We start from the raw sequence: 21,356 nt of genomic DNA, 5'->3' as shown, positions 1-21,356 counted from the left end.
AGCGGCGAGACGATCTCTTGTCGCTTTTTGTTCGTATCGAAGCGGCATGGCCCGACACTTCCCTTCGAACCATCGATCGTTACTCGAAGCAGACCGCCGGCCGGGAACTCGTAAAAACACGGACCCAAGCATTGGCCGGCCCCGGATCGGCTCATGGCGACGGCTATCCCTTCGGCCGATCACGGCGAGACACCAATACTTGAGAATAATTCTTACCTATTGAGGTACACTCGACGCAAGCGCCTCCGGATCAGAACGGCTCAAGACGAAAATGGGAGATATCGGGCAGCGCGCCGGCTGGCCGCGCCGGGATAGGCGCCAAGTCGCTGCCGACCGCCGCCAGGTTCGGATCGCTCGACTCCAGAGGCGCTATCGGCGCTTCGGTGCGCGACTCCAGCAGTTCCGTTCCCGAACCGAAGTCCGGAATCCCGAGCGCGGCGAAGGCAGCCGTGCAGGCATCCTGCGGCGGCACGGCGAAAGGCTTGCGGGCAGCCTCGGAATGAACGGCGTCAAGGTCGTTTTCTTGCCCTGGAGCAAGTTTTGCTTCCTTTCCCATCGGCAGAATGTCCGCCGGAACGCCGGCCCGCTCCAGAGCGACCCGGTACGTCCAGGCCTCGCCAGCCTCCAGGCCGCTCTCGGGGGATATGCGCCGACCGGAAAACAGCGTGGCAATGCGTGCGCCATCGGCACGGAACAGCCTGGCCTGCACCTGTTCCCTGGAAGCTCCGTGCACCAGTTGGCCGGAAAAAATGATCTGATAGCGGCTCATGGTCATACCCATGTCCCAATCGACAGGCAGTATGGCGCAGTTTTTTTCGATCAACGAGTTCGGGAAGCAAACGAGAGGAACGTCTGCGAAGCAGGTCATCCCATGCAATCCGGCATAATGGTTGCGCTCAGAGCGCTGCTCGTTACACTTAGGCCCCCTTTGGAGTTCAGCATGTTTTTCCAGGCGCACGTCCTAAGAATTCTAGGCCTGTTGGGGTTGCTCGGTCTGCTGTCCACTCTTGTCGGCTGCTCTACCTGGGTGACCGGAGGCTTCAAGGATCCCGACGTCCAACTGGTCAAGGTCGATGTCGTCAAGGCCCGTCTGCTGGAACAGCAATTCATCCTACGCTTTCGCGTCGACAATCCCAACTGGGCGAGCCTGCCGATCCGCGGTCTGGATTATGAAGTGTTCCTGAACGACATCCGCCTCGCCAAGGGGGAGTCGAACAAATGGTTCACGGTACCCGCCCGCGGTCGCGAGGAGTTCGACGTCCTGGTCACGACCAATCTCTGGCGCCACATGAAGCGCATCGTCAAGCTGCTGGAAGAGCCCGACCGACCTATCCAGTATCAGTTGCAGGGCAAGGCCAAGACAGGGCTTCTGTTCGGACGCCACGTACTGGTTTCCCGCTATGGCGAAATAACCCCTGGCGACTACATTCGGGATTGACCCGCCCATGAGTCCGCTGATCGCCGTCCTGCTGCCGGTCGCCCTGCTGATCCTGCTTGCCCTGAGCATCGTGGCCCTCGTCCTCTGGCGCCGGGTATGGCTGCGCGAGAAAGCCCGGAAGGCCGCCGAGCGGGAACGCCGGGCGCAACTCGCCGAACACCTGCGCATCCTCGCCGGCAGCCTGCTCGACGACCAGTTGCCACTGATCGAGGGAGCCATCCGCATCGGGGCCCTGCTCGAGCACTATGACCCGCACTTGCACCGGAGCGAACGCCTGCAGGTCTTTCGCGAGCTTAGCGAGGCCACAGCCCATATCCCCACGCACGAGGCCTGGAAGGCTCTGAGCAGGACGGAACGCCGCCAGTACGAGGTGCTGTTCAGCAGCCTCGAGTTGAAGCACAAGGCTGCGGCTCGCAGCAGCGCGCGCTGGCTGCTGGCGGAAGGACTGACCGCACATCCTTGAGAAAACCCGGCCAGCTTGCAAGCCACCGGCCGGCTTCCTACCTTAGGCTTCACTTCTTGCCCCGGATCGCTCGTCCACCCGCCTTTTCGCAACCCCATTCCCGAAGGAACCCGCCACATGCGCCTGCTTCGCCATCTGTTTCGACTGAGCCTCGGAGCCGCTTCCCTGCTCGTACTCGCCGGCTGCCAGTCGGTGGCCGACAGGCGCCATGCGGACAGCCTGCCACCCACACAGGGCGTGCTGCGCCTCCAGGGACTGGCGGACAGCGTGGTGGTACGACGCAACGCCCTCGGCATGCCGCTGATCGAAACCCGCAACGAGCACGATGCCCTGTTCGCCCTCGGCTACGTGCATGCCAGCGACCGGCTCAGCCAGATGGTCGGCCTGCGCCTGATGGCCGAAGGAAAACTGGCCGAGATGCTCGGCCCGGACGTCCTCGATATCGACCGCTTCATGCGTGCGATGGGCCTCCGTCGTCATGCCGAGACGCTGTACCGCAACGCCTCGCCCGGCCTGAGGCAGGACTTCGAAATCTATGCCCGCGGGGTCAACGCCTTCCTGTTCCGTCACCGCGACCGGCTGCCCATGGATCTGGCCGAGTCAGGTTACCAGCCATCGTACTGGAAGGCGGAAGATTCGGTGCTGCTGTTCTGCCTGCTGAACTTCGGTCTGTCGACCAACCTGCAGGAGGAGATCGCCGCGCTCAGGCTGGCGCAGAAGGTCGGTACGGAGCGGCTCGTCTGGCTGACGCCGATCTACCCGGACGAACCCCTGCCGTTCGCGGAGGCGGACAAGCTCAAGGGTGTCGAGCTGGGCGGGCAGATCCCGGGGCTCGCCGCCCTTGACCGGGCGGCCGGACAAGTCGCCGCCCTGAACATGCTCGGTGTCGCCGCCTCCAACAATTGGGCGATCGCGCCGCGCGGCAGCCGCCTCGGCAAGAGTCTGCTGGCCAACGACACCCACCTGCCGCCCGCCCTGCCTTCGCTGTGGAATTTCGTCCATGTCCGCACGCCGCAGCGCCAGAGCGCAGGCGTCTCGGTCGCCGGCATTCCGGTGGTGATCGCCGGCTTCAACGGCAAGCTGGCCTGGGGCATGACCATGGTCATGGCCGATACCCAAGACCTTTTCCTCGAGCGGATCAAGCACGAGGACGGACGCCTCCATTACCTCGCCGACGGCAAATGGCTGCCGGTCAGCGAGCGCCAGGAAACCTTCCTCGTCAAGGGCGCGCCAGCGATCCGCGAAACCCTCTACGAAACCCGTCACGGCCCACTGCTGAACAGCGTACTCGGCGAGCGCAAGCATCCGCTGCAACCCCTGTCGCTGAGCAGCGGCCATGGGCTGGCGCTGCAGAGGCTCCCGCTCGACGATGACCGTAGCCTGGACGCCTTCCTCCAGCTCTCCCACGCCCGCTCGGTGGACGAAGCCTTCACGGCTGCCGGCGAACTGCGCGCCATGGCGGTGAATCTGCTGTTCGCCGATGCCGGACACATCGGCTGGCAGGTGACCGGACGCTACCCCAATCGCCGCGGCGGCCTCGGCCTACTGCCTTCCCCCGGCTGGGATGGCGCCTACGACTGGGACGGCTTCGCCGATCCCATGCTGCACCCCTACGATCAGGACCCGGCGCAGGGCTGGCTGGGCACCGCCAACCAGCGCACGGTACCGCGCGGCTATGGCATGCAACTGTCCAGCACCTGGTATTACCCGGAGCGCGCCGAGCGTATCGCCGAACTGGCCGGTCGTGGCCGACACGATGCGCAGAGCATGATCGCCATGCAGTACGACCAGACCACCCCCTTCGCCGCCAAGCTCAAGGCCATGTTCGAGGCGCCGGGCATGGCCGAGCCGCTGCGCCAGGCGATCGACGCCCTGCCGTCGACCGAACGCGACCGGGCCCGCGAAGCCTTGAGCCGATTGCTCGCCTTCGACGGCCGGCTCGCCGCCGGCTCGGCGGATGCCGCCCTGTATGGCGCCTTCCTGCAGGAAAGCGCGCGGCAGACATTCCTCGACGAACTGGGCCCGGACGACAGCCCCGCCTGGCAGGCCCTGCTGCAGATGTCCGGCCTGTCCTACTCGGCCCAGGCCGACCACCTGCTCGGCCGCGAGGACAGTCCGTTCTGGGACGACATCGCCACCGCGCGGACCGAAGACAAGCCAGCCATCCTCGCACGCAGCCTGGCGGCCGCAGTACGACATCTGGAAAGCCGGCTCGGCGACGATCGAAACGCCTGGCAATGGGGCAAGCTGCATCGCTACCGGTGGATCAGCGACAGTACCCGCCTGGCCCCCTACCTCGATGCCCGTCAGCGTACCGCCATCCAGGCGCTCGACGGCTACCTGAACCACGCCCCTGCCCCGGCCGGCGGCGATCATGGCACGTTGAACGTTTCCGCCTATCGCTGGGGACAGAACTTCGATGCCCAGTTGATTCCCGCCATGCGCATCGTCGTCGATTTCGCACGCGAAGAACCCATGCTCGGGTTGAACGGCACCGGCCAGTCCGGCAATCCGGCCAGCCCGCATTACAAGGACGGTATCGATGCCTGGCTCGATGGGCGCTACATGAGCTTTCCTTTCAAGGCGGAGAACCTGGACAAGACCTACGGCAACCAGCGCCTGCTGCTGGTGCCGTAGGTCTGAATCGCCAGCCCCTCATGGGCATGATCGACGAACCCGGCCGCCGACGGCCGGGATGAGTGTCGAAAGCGGCGCCTCGCGTCTCATCCCGCTTTCAGGATACCGCTCAGGGTGATGCCATAGCGCTCGAACAGTTGTACTGCCGGCTCCTTGATTCCACCATTGTTTCCTCCTGCACTACCGAACTCCCTGTCCTGGTACTCGAATCCCTCGCGCCGCGCCAATTCCAGCACTTTCTGACTGGCTTCCTCCACGGTCGGTTTGGTCACTGACTCGGTCACCATCTTGACCGTATTTCCGTCCTTGTTGAATGTGATCGACCAAATAGCCATGTCTTGCTCCTCCATTCTAACCACTGATGCGGGTAGACACTCCGATCCAACCTACTGGTCAGACTAGACCTCCTTCGCCTAGTTCGCCAGTCGGGCAAATGTGGCTAGGCTTTCTGAAGAATCCTGCCAACGCCTGTCCCGAATCCATCGGCAGGGACAGGCCTTTCAGGAGGCTCGCATGAGAAAGCCCTCCGATACCCGCTCCGCTGCACCGGAGACCCGGGAGCATGTGGAGCTGCTGCGCCGCCATGCCATTTCCCTGCCTGCGCTCGACAGCGGGGCGTTCGCCAGCCTGTTCGATCGTTATGGCGATGCCCGGGTGGTGCTGATCGGCGAGGCCAGCCATGGCACATCCGAGTTCTACCGTACTCGCGCGGCGATCACCCGGCGACTGATCGAACGGCATGGTTTCAACATCGTCGCCGTCGAGGCCGACTGGCCGGACGCCGCCCGGATCGACCAGCACGTGCGCCGGCAACGACCAGCCGACTGGGAGCGCCAGGCCTTCCAGCGCTTTCCGACCTGGATGTGGCGCAACCTGGAGGTCGCCGAGTTCTGCGACTGGCTGAACCGCTTCAACCGGGACCTGCCATATGAACGGCGCGTCGAGTTCCGCGGCCTGGATGTCTACAGCATGGTCGCCTCGATCGGCGCGGTGCTGGACTACCTGGACAAGACCGACACCCAGGCGGCCCGGGCCGCACGTGAACGCTACGGCTGCCTGATGCCTTGGAGGGACGCGCCGGCCCGCTATGGCCGCGACGTCCTCTACGGCCACCAGTCCTGCGAGGAGGCGGTGATCGAACAGTTGCGCAGCCTGCTCGAACTACGCCTGGAGGCCCTCGGCCGGGATGGCGAGGATTTCTTCGAAGCCACCCAGAATGCCCGTGTGGTACAGGCCGCCGAGCACTACTACCGGATCATGTACCACGGCTCGAGCGCCTCCTGGAACCTGCGCGACCGGCACATGTTCGATACCCTGCGCCATCTGCTGGAACACCGCGGCCCCGAAGCCAGGGCAGTGGTCTGGGCGCACAATTCGCACATCGGCAACGCCGACGCGACGGCCATGGGCTGGGCCGGCGAGTTCAACATCGGCGAACTGTGCCGCACCGCCTGGGGCAGGGATGCCGTCCTGATCGGCATGGGCACCGACCGCGGCGAAGTAGCGTGCGCCAGCGAGTGGGACGAGCCGATGCGCATCAAGCAGGTCCGCCCCTCGCGCCCGGACAGTTGGGAGCGCCTGTTCCTGCAGACCGGCTTTCCCGCCACCCTCACCGACTGGCGTGACAATCCATCCATCGAATTACGCGCGGCTCTCTCCGAAACCTTGCTGGAACGCGCCATCGGCGTGATCTACCGTCCGGAGAGCGAGCGCCAGAGCCATTACTTCGAAGCGGTGCTGGCCGAGCAGTTCGATGCCTGGATCTGGCTGGAGGAAACCCATGCCGTCACGCCCCTGGGGCCCCGCCAGCCACAGGCGGGGCAGGCCGAAACCTACCCGTTCGGAGAATGAGCCCATGCATGGAATCCGCCGCGCCCCCCACCTGTTCCTCGACCGCCGCAGCGCCGGCCTAGAACTGGCCGAAGCGTTGATGCCCCATGCGGCGGAGCGTCCGCTGGTGCTCGCCCTGCCCCGCGGCGGCGTCCCGGTCGCCTTCGAGGCCGCCAGGATGCTGCACGCCGAGCTGGACATTCTCCTGGTGCGCCGGATCGGCGCCCCCGGACACAGCGGGCTCGCGCTCGGCGCGGTGATCGATGGGGCCCATCCGCAGTTCGTCGTCAACGAGGAAGTGATGCGCCAGGTACGCCCCCCGGCCGGCTGGTTCGAGGCGGAAATGCAGCGCCAGTCGCAAGAGCTGGAGCGTGCCCGGCAACTGTATTGCCGCGAGCCGCCGGTACCCGTGGCCGACCGCTGCGTGATTCTGGTGGACGACGGCATCGACACCGGTAGCAGCGTGCGGGCGGCCTTGAAAGGACTGGCCAAGTCCGCTCCCGGACAGTTGATCTTGGCCGTGCCGGTCGCTCCCCGGGCGGTCGCCCAAGATCTGCAGCCACTGGTGGACGAACTGGTCTGCCTAGCCATGCCCGAGCCTTTCGACTCGATCGCACGCCATTATGGCGACTTCGATGAAACCACCGACCGCGAAGTCGCCGATCTGCTGGCCGAGGCGCGGCACAGCGCCCGCTGAACGGGCGCCGTGTCCGGGCGGACGCTCAGGCCACCGGCGCCGGCGGCGGTTGGTCCGGCCGGGTCGGCTCTCCCGGCTCGCTCGGTTGCGTCGGCACACCAGGCTCGTTGGGTTGACCCGGTACGCCCGGCTCCGGATCGCCGGCGGGATTTCCGGCCGACCAGAACCGACCGGGCAGTGCCTGCCCCGCTATCGAGGACAGATGAAGGGGTTCGCTGTGACGACGGATTTCCATGACGACCTCCGACTGTGAGGGACGGCGCGCTGCCGGCCCGATGACTACAGTCGGTAGAGTCCGCCGGACTGGAGTAATTCCCCCGCGCCGCCGCCAGCCCGATGGCAGGGCTGGCGCTGCCGCTCATGTCTTCGGCAGGGTCACTCCGGTCTGCCCCTGATACTTGCCGCCACGGTCCTTGTAGGACACCTCGCAAGGCTCGTCGGACTCGAGGAAGAGCATCTGCGCCACGCCCTCGTTGGCGTAGATCTTCGCCGGCAGGGTGGTGGTGTTGGAGAACTCCAGGGTCACGTGGCCCTCCCACTCCGGCTCCAGAGGGGTGACATTGACGATGATGCCGCAGCGGGCATAGGTGCTCTTGCCCAGGCAGATGGTCAGCACGTTGCGCGGGATGCGGAAATACTCGACAGTGCGCGCCAGGGCGAAGGAGTTCGGCGGGATGATGCAGACCGCTCCCTTGACGTCCACGAAGCTCCTCTCGTCGAAATTCTTCGGATCGACGGTGGCCGAGTGGATGTTGGTGAAGACCTTGAACTCGTCGGCACAGCGTACATCGTAGCCATAACTGGACACGCCGTAGGAAATCAGCCGCTCGCTGCCCTCGGTGCGCACCTGACGCTCGACGAAGGGCTCGATCATGCCCTGCTCCCGGGCCATGCGGCGAATCCACTTGTCCGATTTGATGGTCATGACGGCAGTCCTGCAAAAATTAGGGTGTGCATATTAGCGACTGTCCCGACGCCTTCAAAGCGCCAGCCCCCGACCCCGGTACGGCTCGGAAACGGCGGATGGGCAAGCCGCAGCGGAGTTCCCTGCGGGCCGCTCGGCGAGCATCCGTGCATCGCCATCCGCGCTGGCAGCGGTGCGACTCGAACGCTCCAACCGTGCATCCACTGGCGCAAGCCGGACGAAAGGCTCGACACCGACAAACACCGAGGGCATGTCGGGCAACGGAAACGTGCCGGCCCCAAGGCGACACAAGCATCCGCTCCGACGGACGCCCGTCCCCCATCATCCGCGCCGACCGGGCGTCAATCCTCGCTGATCACGATCTTCGGCATCGACTGGGCGACGATCTGCCCGCTCTGGGCGATGCGCGCGCCGACGCTGCGGGCCATCTGCTGGTAGATCAGGGTGACCGGACTGTCCGGATCGGCGATCACCGTCGGCCGGCCGGCGTCGGCCTGGCTGCGGATCTCCATGGACAGCGGCAGGGAGGCGAGCAGCTCGACGTTGTACCGGGCCGCCAGCTTCTCGCCGCCGCCCTCGCCGAACAGGTGTTCGGCATGTCCGCAGTTGGAGCAGATATGCACGGCCATGTTCTCCACCACGCCGAGCACCGGAATGTTCACCTTGCGGAACATCTCCACCCCCTTCCTGGCATCCAGCAGGGCGAGGTCCTGCGGCGTGGTGACGATCACCGCGCCGGCCACCGGCACCTTCTGCGCCAGGGTCAGTTGGATGTCGCCGGTACCGGGCGGCATGTCCACCACCAAGTAGTCGAGGTTGTCCCAGTCGGTCTGGGTGGCCAGTTGCATGAGTGCGCCGGAAACCACGGGCCCACGCCAGACCATGGGCGTGTCGTCGTCGGTGAGAAAGGCCATGGACATCAGTTGCACGCCATGGGCCTGCAGCGGGATGAAAGCCTTCTGGTCGCGGACCTGCGGACGGCTGCCCTCGGGAATGCCGAACATGATGCCCTGGCTGGGGCCGTAGATGTCCGCATCCAGCATGCCGACCCGTGCGCCTTCGCGGGCCAGGGCCAGGGCCAGGTTGGCCGCGGTGGTGGACTTGCCCACCCCGCCCTTGCCGGAAGCCACGGCGATGACGTTCTTCACCCCCTGCAAGCCCTGCACCTGTTCCAGGGCCTTGTGCGGAGCGATCACAGAGTCCACTTGCACGCGTGCTTCACGCACGCCGTCGAGGCTCTTCAGGCCGGTTTCGAGCAGTTGCGCCCAGCCATCCTTGAACAACCCGGCGGCATAGCCGAGTTCCAGCCGCACGCCGACCTGGCCGTCTCGGATAGTGATATCGCGGACGCAGCCGGCGCTGACCGGGTCCTGCTTGAGATGGGGGTCGAAGTACTGACGCAGCGCGGTTTCCACCGCTTCGCGAGTGACGGACATGGGCTACTCCCGAAAAACCGACTGAAACAGATGGCCATGATAGCCGAGCCCGGCCCGATCGACATGCTCGGGCGGCAACCATCATGGAAGAGACCTATGCACCGACCTTCAGGAGCCTCCCCGCGGATGAAAAAAAACCGCCGCGGCCTTACACTCACGGACTTTCCCTTCCGCAATCCCGACCGCACAGACCATGCCCGAAGCTCGCCAGATCCTCGTCACCAGCGCCCTGCCCTATGCCAACGGCTCGATCCATCTGGGCCACATGCTCGAGTACATCCAGACCGACATCTGGGTGCGCTTCCAGAAGCAACGCGGCAACCAGTGCGTGTACGTCTGCGCCGACGACGCCCACGGCTCGGCGATCATGTTACGCGCCGAGAAGGAAGGCATCACCCCGGAGCAGTTGATCGCCTACGTGCAGGCCGAGCACAGCGCCGACTTCGCCGACTTTCTGGTGGATTTCGACAATTACCACTCCACCCACGCGGAAGAGAACCGTGCCCTGTCGGAGGCCATCTATCTCCGCCTGCGCGACGCCGGACACATCGCCACCCGCTCGGTGACCCAGTATTTCGACCCCGAGAAGGGCATGTTCCTCGCCGACCGATTCATCAAGGGCACCTGTCCGAAGTGCGGCGCCGAGGACCAGTACGGCGACAACTGCGAGAAGTGCGGCGCCACCTATGAGCCGACCGAACTGAAAGACCCGCGCTCGGCGATTTCCGGCGCCACGCCGGTGCTCAAGGACTCCAAGCATTTCTTCTTCAAGCTGCCGGACTTCGAGGCCATGCTCAAGGAGTGGACCCGCAGCGGCACCCTGCAGGAAGCGGTGGCGAACAAGATCGCCGAATGGCTGGACGGCGGCCTGCAGGAGTGGGACATCTCCCGAGACGCACCCTACTTCGGCTTCGAGATTCCCGACGAGCCGGGCAAGTACTTCTATGTCTGGCTGGATGCGCCGATCGGTTACATGGCCAGCTTCAAGAACCTCTGTGCGCGTCGCCCCGAGCTGGACTTCGACGCCTTCTGGTGCAAGGACTCCAAGGCCGAGCTGTACCATTTCATCGGCAAGGACATCGTCAATTTCCACACCCTGTTCTGGCCGGCGATGCTCGAAGGCGCGGGCTTCCGCAAGCCGACCGCGGTCAACGTGCACGGTTACCTGACCGTCAACGGTCAGAAGATGTCAAAGTCGCGCGGCACCTTCATCAAGGCGCGCACCTACCTCGATCACCTCAACCCCGAGTACCTGCGCTACTACTACGCCAGCAAGCTGTCGCGCGGCGTGGACGACCTCGATCTCAACCTCGAGGACTTCGTGCAGAAGGTCAATTCCGACCTGGTGGGCAAGGTGGTCAACATCGCCAGCCGCTGCGCCGGCTTCATCCACAAGGGCAACGCCGGTCTGATGGTCGATGCCAATCCCGAGCCGGAGCTGTGGGAGGCCTTCCAGGTCGCCGCCCCGGCTATCGCCGAGGCCTACGAAGGCCGTGACTTCGGCCGCGCCATGCGCGAGATCATGGCCCTGGCCGACCGCGCCAACGCCTGGATCGCCGACAAGGCGCCCTGGGCGTTGAACAAGCAGGAAGGCAAGCAGACCGAGGTACAGGAGATCTGCGCCTTCGGCATCAACCTGTTCCGCCAGTTGGTGATCTTCCTCAAGCCCGTGCTGCCCAACCTGGCCACTGCCGCCGAGGCTTTCCTCAATGTCGCCCCGCTGACCTGGCAGGATCACACGCTGCGCCTGGCCAACCATCCGCTCAACCCCTTCACTCCGCTGATGACCCGTATCGAACCCGCGAAGATCGACGCCATGATCGAAGCCTCCAAGGAAGACCTCGCCGCCCAGAACAGCGAAGCCGCCGCTCCCCAAGGCAATGGTGAACTGGTCAAGGAGCCGCTGGCTCCGGAAATCGACTTCAATGCCTTCGCCGCCGTCGACCTGCGCATCGCGCTGATCGAGAAGGCCGAGTTCGTCGAGGGCGCCGACAAGCTGCTGCGTCTGACCCTGGATATCGGCGACGCCAAGCGCAACGTGTTCTCCGGCATCAAGAGCGCCTATCCGGAGCCGAGCGAGCTGGAAGGTCGCCTGACCCTGTACGTCGCCAACCTGGCGCCGCGCAAGATGAAGTTCGGCCTGTCCGAGGGCATGGTGCTGGCCGCCGGCCCCGGCGGCAGCGAGATCTTCCTGCTCAGCCCGGATGCCGGTGCCAAGCCCGGTCAGCGCGTGCATTGATCCCGCCAGGGGGTGGAGGACTCTTCCCCCGTCCGCCCCCTGAAAGCCTTGCCGAACGGCCTCCGCGGTTGTTCGCCCCTGCGCCTTCCCCGATATAATGGACACCCTTTCTCTCCCGCCCTCTGCCCGCCCGACGGTGTCCCCGCGATGACCGAACTCGTCCTGATCCTGGTTGGCGCCATCCTGGTCAACAACTTCGTGCTGGTGCAGTTTCTCGGCCTCTGTCCGTTCATGGGCGTGTCGAAGCGGATCGAGACGGCCATCGGCCTCGCCCTGGCCACCACCTTCGTGCTGACCCTGGCGGCCATGTGCAGCTATCTGCTGCAACGGTACGTGCTCGTGCCGCTGGATCTGGAATACCTGCGCACCATCGGTTTCATCCTGGTGATCGCCGTGGTGGTGCAGTTCACCGAAATGCTGGTGAACAAGACCAGTCCGTTGCTCTACCGTGTTCTGGGCATCTTCCTGCCGCTGATCACCACCAACTGCATCGTCCTCGGCGTGGCCCTGCTCAACGCCAACAAGGCGGGTTACGGCTTCCTCGAGTCCGGCATCAACGGCTTCGGCGCCGGCCTCGGTTTTTCCCTGGTGCTGGTGCTGTTCGCCGCCATGCGCGAGCGCATCGCCATCGCCGACGTGCCCAAACCCTTCAAGGGCGCGGCCATCGGCCTGATCACCGCCGGCCTGATGTCCCTGGCCTTCATGGGCTTTTCCGGATTGATCAAGCCATGACCGCCGTGCTCGCCCTGTTCCTGCTGTGTCTGGTGTGCGGCGCCATCCTCGGTTATGCGGCGGTGCGTTTTCGCGTCGAAGGCAATCCCGTCGCCGAACAGATCAATGCCCTGCTACCGCAGACCCAGTGCGGCCAGTGCGGCTATCCCGGCTGCAAGCCCTACTCCGAAGCCATCGCCGCCGGCGACAGGATCAACAAGTGTCCGCCCGGTGGCGAGGCGACCATCCTGGCCCTGGCCGAGTTGCTGGACCTCGAGCCCGAACCGCTGGACGCCCCCGAAGGCGAGAAGCCGCGAATGGTCGCACGCATCCGCGAAGCGGAGTGCATCGGCTGCACCAAATGCCTGCAGGCCTGTCCGGTGGACGCCATCGTTGGCGCCGCCAGGCACATGCACACGGTGATCGCCGCCGAATGCACCGGCTGCGATCTCTGCGTCGAACCTTGCCCGGTGGACTGCATCGACATGCTTCCGATCGCCGATACACCGCAGGACTGGAAGTGGGATCTGCCCCTGCCTCCCGGCCGACTGATCGCCAGCGATCGGGAGCGAGCGGCATGAGCGAAGCGAAACTCTGGGAATTCCAGGGTGGCATTCACCCACCGGAACGCAAGGAACTCTCCAACCGCACGCCGATCCAGAGGGTGCCGTTGCCCGCGCGTCTGATCCTGCCGCTCGGACAGCACATCGGCACCCCGGCCGAGCCGATCGTCACGGTCGGCGAGCGGGTCCTCAAGGGCCAGCCGATCGCCACAGCCAGCGGACGGGTCAGCGCGCCGCTGCACGCTCCGACCTCCGGCACGGTGAGCTTCATCGGCATGCAACCCTATCCCCACGTTTCCGGCCTGCTCGCACCGGCCATCGTCATCGATAGCGACGGCCTGGATGAATGGACCGCCCTGGAGCCTTGCGCCGACCATCGCAGCCTGGAGCCGGCGATATTGCTGGAGAGAATTCGCCAGGCCGGCATCAGCGGCCTGGGCGGCGCCGGCTTCCCCACGGCGGTGAAGCTGACGGCACGCCCGCAGCGGAAGATCCACACGCTGATCGTCAACGGTGCCGAATGCGAGCCCTATATCACTGCCGATGACCGGCTGATGCGAGAGAGAGCGGCCGAGCTGATTATCGGCATCGATATCCTCGTGCAACTGATCGAACCCGAGCAGGTGCTCATCGGTATCGAGGACAACAAGCCCGAGGCGGTCGCCGCGGTGCGCGCCGCCCTCGGCGAGCGGTCGTTCGGGCTGCGGGTACTGCCGACCAAGTATCCGTCCGGCGGCGAACGGCAACTGATCGAGATCCTCACCGGCCGACAGGTGCCGAGCGGCGGCCTGCCGGCGGACATCGGCATGCTCTGCCAGAACGTCGGCACCTGTGTCGCCATCCATGACACGGTACTCCTGGGACGGCCGCTGATCTCGCGCATCGTCACCCTGACCGGCGAAGCCCTGGCCCGGCCGATGAACGTCGAGGCCCTGCTCGGCACGCCGGTGGGCGAACTGCTGGCTTTCGCCGGGCTGGATGAGGCGCGCATGGACCGCCTGATCATGGGCGGCCCGATGATGGGCTTCACCCTGTCCTCGCTCGACGTGCCCCTGATCAAGACCGCTAACTGCCTGCTGGCACCGACCCGCAGCGAGTTGCCGCCTCCGCCACCGGCGCTGCCGTGCATTCGCTGCGGTGCCTGCGCCGATGTCTGTCCGGCCAGCCTGCTGCCGCAGCAACTGCATTTCTTCGCCCTCGGTCGGGAACACGAGCAACTCAGGGCATACAACCTGTTCGACTGCATCGAATGCGGCGCCTGTGCTTACGTCTGTCCCTCCAGCCTGCCGCTGGTGCAGTACTACCGTGTGGCCAAGGCGGAAATCCGCGAACTGGAGCAGAAGCGGCACAAGGCCGGACACTCCAGGCTACGTTTCGAGCTGCGCCAGGAGCGCCTGCGCAAGTCCGAGGAACAGAAGGAAGCAGAACGCCGGGCTCGCGTCGAAAAGGCCGCCCGGGCCAGGGCGGTACAGGCGGAAAGCAGCTCGGTGCCCCATCAGGAAACCTCGCTTGCCAGCCGGCCGACCGGACTCTCCGAGCACCAGAAAAAGCTGAAGATCGAGGCGAGCATGACCCAAGTCGCCTTGAAAAAAGCCGAGAAGCAGCTCGCCGTCCACCCGACGGCAGAGCTGGAAGCCCAGGTCGCCGAACTGCGTGCCGCTGCCGAGGCGGCACGCAAGGCACTGGAGGCGACTACTCCGGCAGCGCCGTCGGCAGGCAACGACACAGCGCTGAAGAAAGCCAAGATCGAGTTGGCGATGAGGCGTACCGAGTTGAAGAAGGCCGAGAAGGCCAGTGTCGACGACAGCGAACTGGCACACCTGCGCGAGGCCCTGGCCGACGCCAAGCGGGCCCTGCATGCCGCCGAGGAGGCTTCGGACAGGCCCGCACCGCAATTGGTGCGGATCGATAAACGCCCGGTGGATGAGAAGTTGCGGGCCCTGAAGACCGAACTCGCCTTCGCCCGCGCCGACCTGCGCAAACTGGAACGCGACGAGACAATCGATCCACCCGTGCTGGAGTCGGCCCGGACGCGCCTGGCCGAAGCCGAGCGCCGGCTGGCGGGATACCAAAGCGAATGACCCGGCGATGGCCCTCTACGGCAGCTAGCCGGCGAGCCCGATAGCCGCGCCCCCAGGCACGTACACAACGGAGAGCCAATGGCCCTGCCCCGCATCACTTCACCCCACGCTACGGGCAGCAACCGTACCCGCCGGATCATGCAGCAAGTGCTGGTCGCCACCCTGCCCGGTCTGCTGACGCTGACTTGGCTGTATGGTTTCGCTCCCCTGATCAATCTGCTCTTGGCGAGCGCCACGGCGCTCGGTCTCGAGGCTGCCGTTCTGCACCTCCGGCAGCGTCCTGTCGGTTTCTTTCTCAACGACTGCAGCGCTCTGGTCACGGCCATGCTGCTGGCCCTCGCCCTGCCACCTCAGTCACCCTGGTGGCTGACCCTGACCGCCTGCGGTTTCGCCATCCTGTTCGGCAAACACGTCTATGGCGGGTTGGGACAGAACCCCTTCAACCCGGCGATGGTCGGCTACGTAGTGGCGCTGGTTTCCTTCCCGGTGGAAATGACCGCCTGGCCTGTTCCCCATGTCGTCGGGCTGACCGAAGGCATTCAACATATCTTTGGCATCGCCTCCCTGCCTGATGGCTGGAGTCAGGCGACGGCCCTGGACGCGCTGAAGACCAATCGAAGCCTGACGATGGACGAACTCCGGGTACAGAATCCGGCCTTCGGCCATCTGGGAAGCCGGGGAGCCGAGTGGGTCAATCTTGCCTTTCTCGCCGGCGGCCTGTTCATGCTTCGGCGCCGTCTGTTCGGCTGGCACGCGCCGGCCGGCATGCTCGGAGCGCTGTTCGTCATGAGCCTGCTGTTCTGGAACGGCTCGGATTCCGACTCCAACGGCTCGCCCCTGTTTCATCTGCTGAGCGGTGCAACCATGCTAGGCGCCTTCTTCATCGTCACCGATCCGGTGAGCGGCGCTACCAGCAACCAGGGGCGACTGATTTTCGGAATAGGCGTCGGCATCCTCGTCTATGTGATCCGCACTTGGGGAGGCTACCCGGATGGAGTGGCCTTCGCCGTGCTGCTGATGAACCTGGCCGCACCGACCATCGACTACTTCAGCCGCCCGCGCACCTATGGGCATCGCAAGGCTGAGCGCAGCTTCAAGGTGGGGGGCTGAACCATGCACTTGCCGGAAGTCGGTCGCTCGATGTTGAAGAACGGCCTGGTATTGGGACTGTTTGCAGTAGTCACGGTCGGCGGGGTCACACTGCTCCAACGGGGTACGGCCGAGCGGATCCAGGCTGCCGAACGCCAGTCCCAGATCCGCGCCTTGGGCGAGATTCTCCCGGCCGGTAGCTACGACAACGACCTGCTCGCTAGTACCATCCAGCTCAACGAACCGTTGCTCGGCCATCGTGGCCCGCAGCCGGCATATCTCGCCGGCAAGAATGGACAGGTCACCGCCGTGATCCTTCGCGCCACGGCTCCAGATGGCTATAGTGGCGCCATCCATCTACTGATCGGTATCCTGGCAGATGGGCGACTGGCCGGAATACGAGCCATAGGCCACCGGGAAACGCCCGGCCTGGGGGATCGGATCGAGCTGGCCAAGGATCCCTGGATCCGAGGTTTCGAGGGCAAATCCCTTGAGAGCCCGGTCGAGTCCGGATGGGCCGTGAAAAAGGATGGTGGAACTTTCGACCAGTTTGCCGGAGCGACCATCACCCCGCGAGCCGTGGTCAAGGCGACTCACCAAGCCTTGCAGTATTTCCAGGCCAACAAGGCGAGGCTTTTGAACACACAGATCGCCGGGCAGCAGAGGAAGGAACCATGAGCAATCCCAGCTATCGCGAGCTGAGCGCCAATGGGCTCTGGAAGAACAATCCGGCACTGGTGCAGCTTCTCGGACTCTGTCCTCTGCTCGGCGTGAGCAACTCCACTGTCAATGCCTTGGGACTCGGGCTGGCCACGATCCTGGTATTGGGCAGCTCCAGCATGGCCGTATCGCTGGTACGCGGGGTGGTGAATACTGCCGTGCGCCTGCCGGTTTTCGTGATGATCATCGCCGCACTGACCACCTGTATCGAGCTCCTGATGCAGGCCTTCACCTATGAGCTTTACCAGATCCTCGGCATCTTCATCCCGTTGATTACCACCAACTGCGTGATACTCGGTCGTGCCGACGGTTTTGCCGCTAGGCATTCTCTCCTGCTGGCGGGCTTCGATGGATTGATGATGGGGTTGGGCTTTGCCGTGGTACTCGTCATGCTGGGCGGAGTCCGCGAGATGTTCGGTACCGGCGGATTGTTCGCCAACATGCATCTGCTGTTCGGGCCCGCAGCGACCGATTGGCATATCGCGCTGATCGACGACTACAAAGGGTTTCTGCTAGCCATATTGCCGCCCGGGGCCTTTATCGTTCTGGGTCTCCTGATCGCGGCAAAGAACCGGATCGACGAGCACCGAGCCGAACGAAGCAGGACCTTTCAGCCACAAACCTCCAGCCCCAGCCGCCGCGTGCGAGTGACTGGGGTAATCGAGTAAATCCCTAGCCTGAAATCCGCCCAACCATGAATGCAGACAAACGCCGGGAAATCTTTCGCCGTTTTCAGGAAGACAACCCAACCCCTACAACGGAATTACTCTATAGCAGCCCTTTCGAACTGCTGATCTCGGTGATTCTCTCCGCTCAAGCCACCGATGTCAGTGTGAACAAGGCGACCGCCAGACTCTTTCCGGTGGCGAACACTCCGGAAGCCATACTCTCCTTGGGCGTAGAAGGCCTGAGCGAATACATCAAGAGCATCGGCTTGTTCAACAGCAAGGCCAAAAACATCATCGAGACGTGTCGCATCCTCATCGAGAAGCACGACAGTCAGGTTCCGGACAATCGAGAAGCTCTGGAAGCGCTGCCTGGAGTCGGTCGCAAGACAGCCAATGTGGTGCTCAACACGGCCTTCCGCCACTTCACCATGGCAGTGGATACGCATATCTTCCGAGTCAGCAACCGCACTCGCCTCGCACCAGGCAAGAACGTGCTGGAAGTCGAACGCAAGCTCGTCAGACTGGTGCCCAAGGAGTATCTCCTGGACGCCCACCACTGGCTGATCCTGCATGGTCGCTATGTGTGCAAGGCCCGCAAGCCACTGTGTGGCAGTTGCCGCATCGAAGACCTGTGCGAGTACAAACACAAGACATCCGACGATTAACCTTTCATTGCGAATACACCAGATCAATTGAAAAAATCTTTTTTACCCTCTCAGGCTTTGCCGCTATAAGAAGCGCCATAGCGCCCATAGCCAAGAGTGAACAATATGGCCACCGACAAAGCCGATATTGAACTGGATGAAGACTTCGTTGCAGAGGAAGCGGATGACACCGGAACCGAAGTTGAAGTAGCCAAAACCAACCTGACCAAGCGCCGGATCATAGATAACTACCTTGAAGAACGTCGCCTGCAGAAAGATCTTGCTGACTACGACTTCGATATATGAGTCCAGCTTCTTGAAATTCAGCAATTTCCAAGCCTGGATTAACCCGCTCTCAGGCGTATGCTTCAGATTAAACTGATACTAAAAGTACCGTCTTGCTCTTAGCCCTTACCCAGCGAGGCAAAGGTCGTCTTTACATGGAGTAGGGCCTTTGCCTTTTCCTTTTTCGCAGCCCCGAGATCATAGCCGACTATTCTCCAGTATCCGATTCTTCGGCCGCGATTTGCTCTTCGGCATGCTTCTTTCTAAAATTTCCCCGATGCCCATACACACAAGGACTAGACATGCGCCTTCTACACACCATGATCCGTGTGAGCGATCTGGAAAAATCAATCGACTTCTATACCCGTATTCTGGGCATGAGCCTTCTAAGAAAGCACGATTATCCCGAAGGGAAATTCACGCTAGCCTTCGTTGGATACGGAAAAGAAGAGGAAAATTCCGTCATTGAACTTACATATAATTGGGGTGTTGACGGATACGAGATGGGCAATGCTTTCGGGCATATTGCCATTGCTGTCGATGATGCCTACAAGGCTTGCGACGATATCAAGCAAAACGGCGGAAATGTAATCAGAGAAGCTGGCCCCATGATGCATGGCACAACGATTATTGCATTTGTAACGGATCCGGATGGTTACAAGATCGAACTTATCCAAGAAAACCAATCCTGACTGAATAATAGCCCCAAGCTATAAAAACTCGCTCAATGCAATAGAAAAACAAATCACACCGTAGTTCATTCAAAATAATTCAGTGTGCTTGATCCTACGGTGTGATGGCATGACTCAGTGTCAAAGGTCGTCGCCTCTCCCAAACGAAACGAGCAGAGAGAGATGAGCCCTTGCCGGGGCGGACCTACGAGCCAGGGCCAAGCAAAAACCCCCGGACCGATGACTCGGTCCGGGGGTTCGCAAAAGGCGCTTGACGATGACCTACTCTCACATGGGGAAACCCCACACTACCATCGGCGATGCGTCGTTTCACTGCTGAGTTCGGGATGGGATCAGGTGGTTCCAACGCTCTATGATCGTCAAGCAATTCGGTTGCCGCCGTGTCGATGACACGACAGCCAATCGGGTAGGTGATAGCGGTAGCCTGTTTCCGGCAGCGTGCGGTCCAGCCAAATCTTCGGCCTGTCGGCTGCGCCCTCTCCGTGCCGCCCCGCTGGGGCTGGCAACAGATTGTTTGGGCGTTATATGGTCAAGCCTCACGGGCCATTAGTATGGGTTAGCTCAACGCCTCACAACGCTTACACACCCCACCTATCAACGTCGTAGTCTGCGACGGCCCTTCAGGGAGCTCGAGGCTCCAGTGAGATCTCATCTCGAGGCGAGTTTCCCGCTTAGATGCTTTCAGCGGTTATCTCTTCCGAACGTAGCTACCCGGCAGTGCCACTGGCGTGACAACCGGAACACCAGAGGTTCGTCCAACCCGGTCCTCTCGTACTAAGGTCAGCCCCTCTCAAATCTCAAACGTCCACGGCAGATAGGGACCGAACTGTCTCACGACGTTCTAAACCCAGCTCGCGTACCACTTTAAATGGCGAACAGCCATACCCTTGGGACCGGCTTCAGCCCCAGGATGTGATGAGCCGACATCGAGGTGCCAAACACCGCCGTCGATATGAACTCTTGGGCGGTATCAGCCTGTTATCCCCGGAGTACCTTTTATCCGTTGAGCGATGGCCCTTCCATACAGAACCACCGGATCACTAAGACCTACTTTCGTACCTGCTCGACGTGTCTGTCTCGCAGTCAAGCGCGCTTTTGCCTTTATACTCTGCGCGTGATTTCCGACCACGCTGAGCGCACCTTCGTACTCCTCCGTTACGCTTTGGGAGGAGACCGCCCCAGTCAAACTGCCCACCATACACTGTCCTCGATCCGGATGACGGACCGGAGTTAGAACCTCAAGCATGCCAGGGTGGTATTTCAAGGATGGCTCCATGGGAACTGGCGTCCCCACTTCAAAGCCTCCCACCTATCCTACACAAGCAGGCTCAAAGTCCAGTGCAAAGCTACAGTAAAGGTTCACGGGGTCTTTCCGTCTAGCCGCGGATACACTGCATCTTCACAGCGATTTCAATTTCACTGAGTCTCGGGTGGAGACAGCGCCGCCATCGTTACGCCATTCGTGCAGGTCGGAACTTACCCGACAAGGAATTTCGCTACCTTAGGACCGTTATAGTTACGGCCGCCGTTTACCGGGGCTTCGATCAAGAGCTTCGCTTGCGCTAACCCCATCAATTAACCTTCCGGCACCGGGCAGGCGTCACACCCTATACGTCCACTTTCGTGTTTGCAGAGTGCTGTGTTTTTAATAAACAGTCGCAGCGGCCTGGTATCTTCGACCGGCATGGGCTTACGGAGTAAATCCTTGACCCTCACCGGCGCACCTTCTCCCGAAGTTACGGTGCCATTTTGCCTAGTTCCTTCACCCGAGTTCTCTCAAGCGCCTTGGTATTCTCTACCCGACCACCTGTGTCGGTTTGGGGTACGGTTCCTGGTTACCTGAAGCTTAGAGGCTTTTCTTGGAAGCAGGGCATCAACCACTTCGCCTTCGTAAAGGAAGGCTCGTCATCGGTTCTCGACCTTGACCACCCGGATTTGCCTGAGTGATCGGCCTACCGCCTTAAACTTGGACAACCAACGCCAAGCTGGCCTAGCCTTCTCCGTCCCCCCATCGCAGCAACCAGAAGTACGGGAACATTAACCCGTTTCCCATCGACTACGCTTTTCAGCCTCGCCTTAGGGGCCGACTCACCCTGCGTCGATTAACGTTGCGCAGGAACCCTTGGTCTTTCGGCGTGGATGTTTTTCACACCCATTGTCGTTACTCATGTCAGCATTCGCACTTCTGATACCTCCAGCAAGCCTCTCGACTCACCTTCACAGGCGTACAGAACGCTC

At 62.7% G+C, this 21,356-nt stretch carries 19 protein-coding genes and 2 rRNA genes (1 of these 21 running past the window's edge); 15 read left to right on the top strand and 6 right to left on the bottom strand.

The annotated features are described in order from the left end of the window. Positions 1-250: 250 nt before the first annotated feature. Complete coding sequence (locus AVCA_RS08855) at positions 251-868, bottom strand: hypothetical protein (RefSeq protein ID WP_231876196.1); 618 nt, start codon at positions 866-868, stop codon at positions 251-253. Positions 869-940: 72 nt separating this feature from the next. Between AVCA_RS08855 and AVCA_RS08850 the strand changes: the two genes are divergently transcribed. The 3 genes from AVCA_RS08850 (at position 941) to AVCA_RS08840 (ending at position 4,538) form a co-directional block, all read left to right on the top strand. Beyond that, complete coding sequence (locus tag AVCA_RS08850; protein WP_175555911.1) at positions 941-1,438, top strand: LEA/WHy family protein; 498 nt, start codon at positions 941-943, stop codon at positions 1,436-1,438. Between the two features lie 7 nt (positions 1,439-1,445). Continuing rightward, entirely contained in the window at positions 1,446-1,901 is a 456-nt protein-coding gene (locus tag AVCA_RS08845) for a DUF2489 domain-containing protein (RefSeq protein WP_012700555.1), read from the top strand. Between the two features lie 117 nt (positions 1,902-2,018). Then, on the top strand, positions 2,019-4,538 hold the full coding sequence (locus tag AVCA_RS08840) for a penicillin acylase family protein (protein ID WP_012700554.1): 2,520 nt from the start codon (positions 2,019-2,021) through the stop codon (positions 4,536-4,538). An 86-nt stretch (positions 4,539-4,624) separates the two neighbouring features. On the opposite strand, the gene AVCA_RS08835 is transcribed toward AVCA_RS08840, so the two are convergent. Then, positions 4,625-4,873, bottom strand: coding sequence for a hypothetical protein (locus AVCA_RS08835; RefSeq protein ID WP_231876197.1), 249 nt, complete (start codon positions 4,871-4,873; stop codon positions 4,625-4,627). 178 nt (positions 4,874-5,051) lie between these two features. On the opposite strand from AVCA_RS08835, the gene AVCA_RS08830 reads away from it, so the two are divergent. Together AVCA_RS08830 and AVCA_RS08825 are read left to right on the top strand one after the other, a co-directional pair. Next, entirely contained in the window at positions 5,052-6,389 is a 1,338-nt protein-coding gene (locus tag AVCA_RS08830; RefSeq protein WP_050764379.1) for an erythromycin esterase family protein, read from the top strand. A gap of 4 nt (positions 6,390-6,393) precedes the next feature. Then, positions 6,394-7,065 carry a phosphoribosyltransferase gene (locus AVCA_RS08825; RefSeq protein WP_012700551.1) on the top strand — a complete coding sequence of 224 codons (672 nt, stop codon included), beginning with the start codon at positions 6,394-6,396 and terminating at the stop codon, positions 7,063-7,065. A 358-nt stretch (positions 7,066-7,423) separates the two neighbouring features. Here AVCA_RS08825 and dcd read toward each other — a convergent pair whose 3' ends face one another. Together dcd and apbC are read right to left on the bottom strand one after the other, a co-directional pair. Further along, the gene (gene dcd, locus AVCA_RS08820; RefSeq protein WP_012700550.1) at positions 7,424-7,990 is read right to left on the bottom strand and encodes a dCTP deaminase; all 567 of its coding nucleotides are present in this window, start codon (positions 7,988-7,990) and stop codon (positions 7,424-7,426) included. Between the two features lie 341 nt (positions 7,991-8,331). Beyond that, the gene (apbC, locus tag AVCA_RS08815) at positions 8,332-9,426 is read right to left on the bottom strand and encodes an iron-sulfur cluster carrier protein ApbC (RefSeq protein ID WP_012700549.1); all 1,095 of its coding nucleotides are present in this window, start codon (positions 9,424-9,426) and stop codon (positions 8,332-8,334) included. A 193-nt stretch (positions 9,427-9,619) separates the two neighbouring features. Between apbC and metG the strand changes: the two genes are divergently transcribed. From metG to gloA, 10 genes are all read left to right on the top strand, one after another. Then, on the top strand, positions 9,620-11,665 hold the full coding sequence (gene metG / locus AVCA_RS08810) for a methionine--tRNA ligase (RefSeq protein ID WP_012700548.1): 2,046 nt from the start codon (positions 9,620-9,622) through the stop codon (positions 11,663-11,665). A 147-nt stretch (positions 11,666-11,812) separates the two neighbouring features. After that, positions 11,813-12,397 carry an electron transport complex subunit RsxA gene (rsxA, locus tag AVCA_RS08805; RefSeq protein WP_012700547.1) on the top strand — a complete coding sequence of 195 codons (585 nt, stop codon included), beginning with the start codon at positions 11,813-11,815 and terminating at the stop codon, positions 12,395-12,397. Beyond that, the gene (gene rsxB / locus AVCA_RS08800) at positions 12,394-12,957 is read left to right on the top strand and encodes an electron transport complex subunit RsxB (protein ID WP_012700546.1); all 564 of its coding nucleotides are present in this window, start codon (positions 12,394-12,396) and stop codon (positions 12,955-12,957) included. Before rsxA ends, rsxB begins: the two co-directional genes overlap by 4 nt. Then, positions 12,954-15,020, top strand: a complete 2,067-nt coding sequence (rsxC, locus tag AVCA_RS08795; protein WP_012700545.1) for an electron transport complex subunit RsxC — start codon at positions 12,954-12,956, stop codon at positions 15,018-15,020. Before rsxB ends, rsxC begins: the two co-directional genes overlap by 4 nt. 78 nt (positions 15,021-15,098) lie before the next feature. Continuing rightward, a complete protein-coding gene (locus AVCA_RS08790; protein ID WP_012700544.1) occupies positions 15,099-16,130 on the top strand; it encodes an RnfABCDGE type electron transport complex subunit D in 1,032 nt (343 codons plus the stop codon). Between the two features lie 3 nt (positions 16,131-16,133). Next, complete coding sequence (gene rsxG, locus AVCA_RS08785; RefSeq protein WP_041807117.1) at positions 16,134-16,787, top strand: electron transport complex subunit RsxG; 654 nt, start codon at positions 16,134-16,136, stop codon at positions 16,785-16,787. Then, positions 16,784-17,497, top strand: coding sequence for an electron transport complex subunit E (locus AVCA_RS08780; protein WP_012700542.1), 714 nt, complete (start codon positions 16,784-16,786; stop codon positions 17,495-17,497). The genes rsxG and AVCA_RS08780 overlap by 4 nt, the downstream gene beginning before the upstream one ends. A gap of 26 nt (positions 17,498-17,523) precedes the next feature. Next, entirely contained in the window at positions 17,524-18,162 is a 639-nt protein-coding gene (gene nth / locus AVCA_RS08775) for an endonuclease III (protein WP_012700541.1), read from the top strand. Between the two features lie 105 nt (positions 18,163-18,267). Beyond that, positions 18,268-18,447 carry a PA3496 family putative envelope integrity protein gene (locus AVCA_RS08770; RefSeq protein ID WP_012700540.1) on the top strand — a complete coding sequence of 60 codons (180 nt, stop codon included), beginning with the start codon at positions 18,268-18,270 and terminating at the stop codon, positions 18,445-18,447. A gap of 281 nt (positions 18,448-18,728) precedes the next feature. Continuing rightward, entirely contained in the window at positions 18,729-19,118 is a 390-nt protein-coding gene (gloA, locus tag AVCA_RS08765) for a lactoylglutathione lyase (RefSeq protein ID WP_012700539.1), read from the top strand. A gap of 248 nt (positions 19,119-19,366) precedes the next feature. On the opposite strand, the gene rrf is transcribed toward gloA, so the two are convergent. Next, a 5S ribosomal RNA gene (rrf, locus tag AVCA_RS08760) occupies positions 19,367-19,482 on the bottom strand. A gap of 161 nt (positions 19,483-19,643) precedes the next feature. Further along, positions 19,644-21,356: ribosomal RNA gene (locus tag AVCA_RS08755) — 23S ribosomal RNA — on the bottom strand (it continues 1,179 nt past the right edge of the window).

Source organism: Azotobacter vinelandii CA, from assembly GCF_000380335.1.
GTDB lineage: Bacteria > Pseudomonadota > Gammaproteobacteria > Pseudomonadales > Pseudomonadaceae > Azotobacter > Azotobacter vinelandii.
Note: the sequence above shows the minus strand (reverse complement) of the source record. Positions and strands in the feature narration are given on the sequence as shown.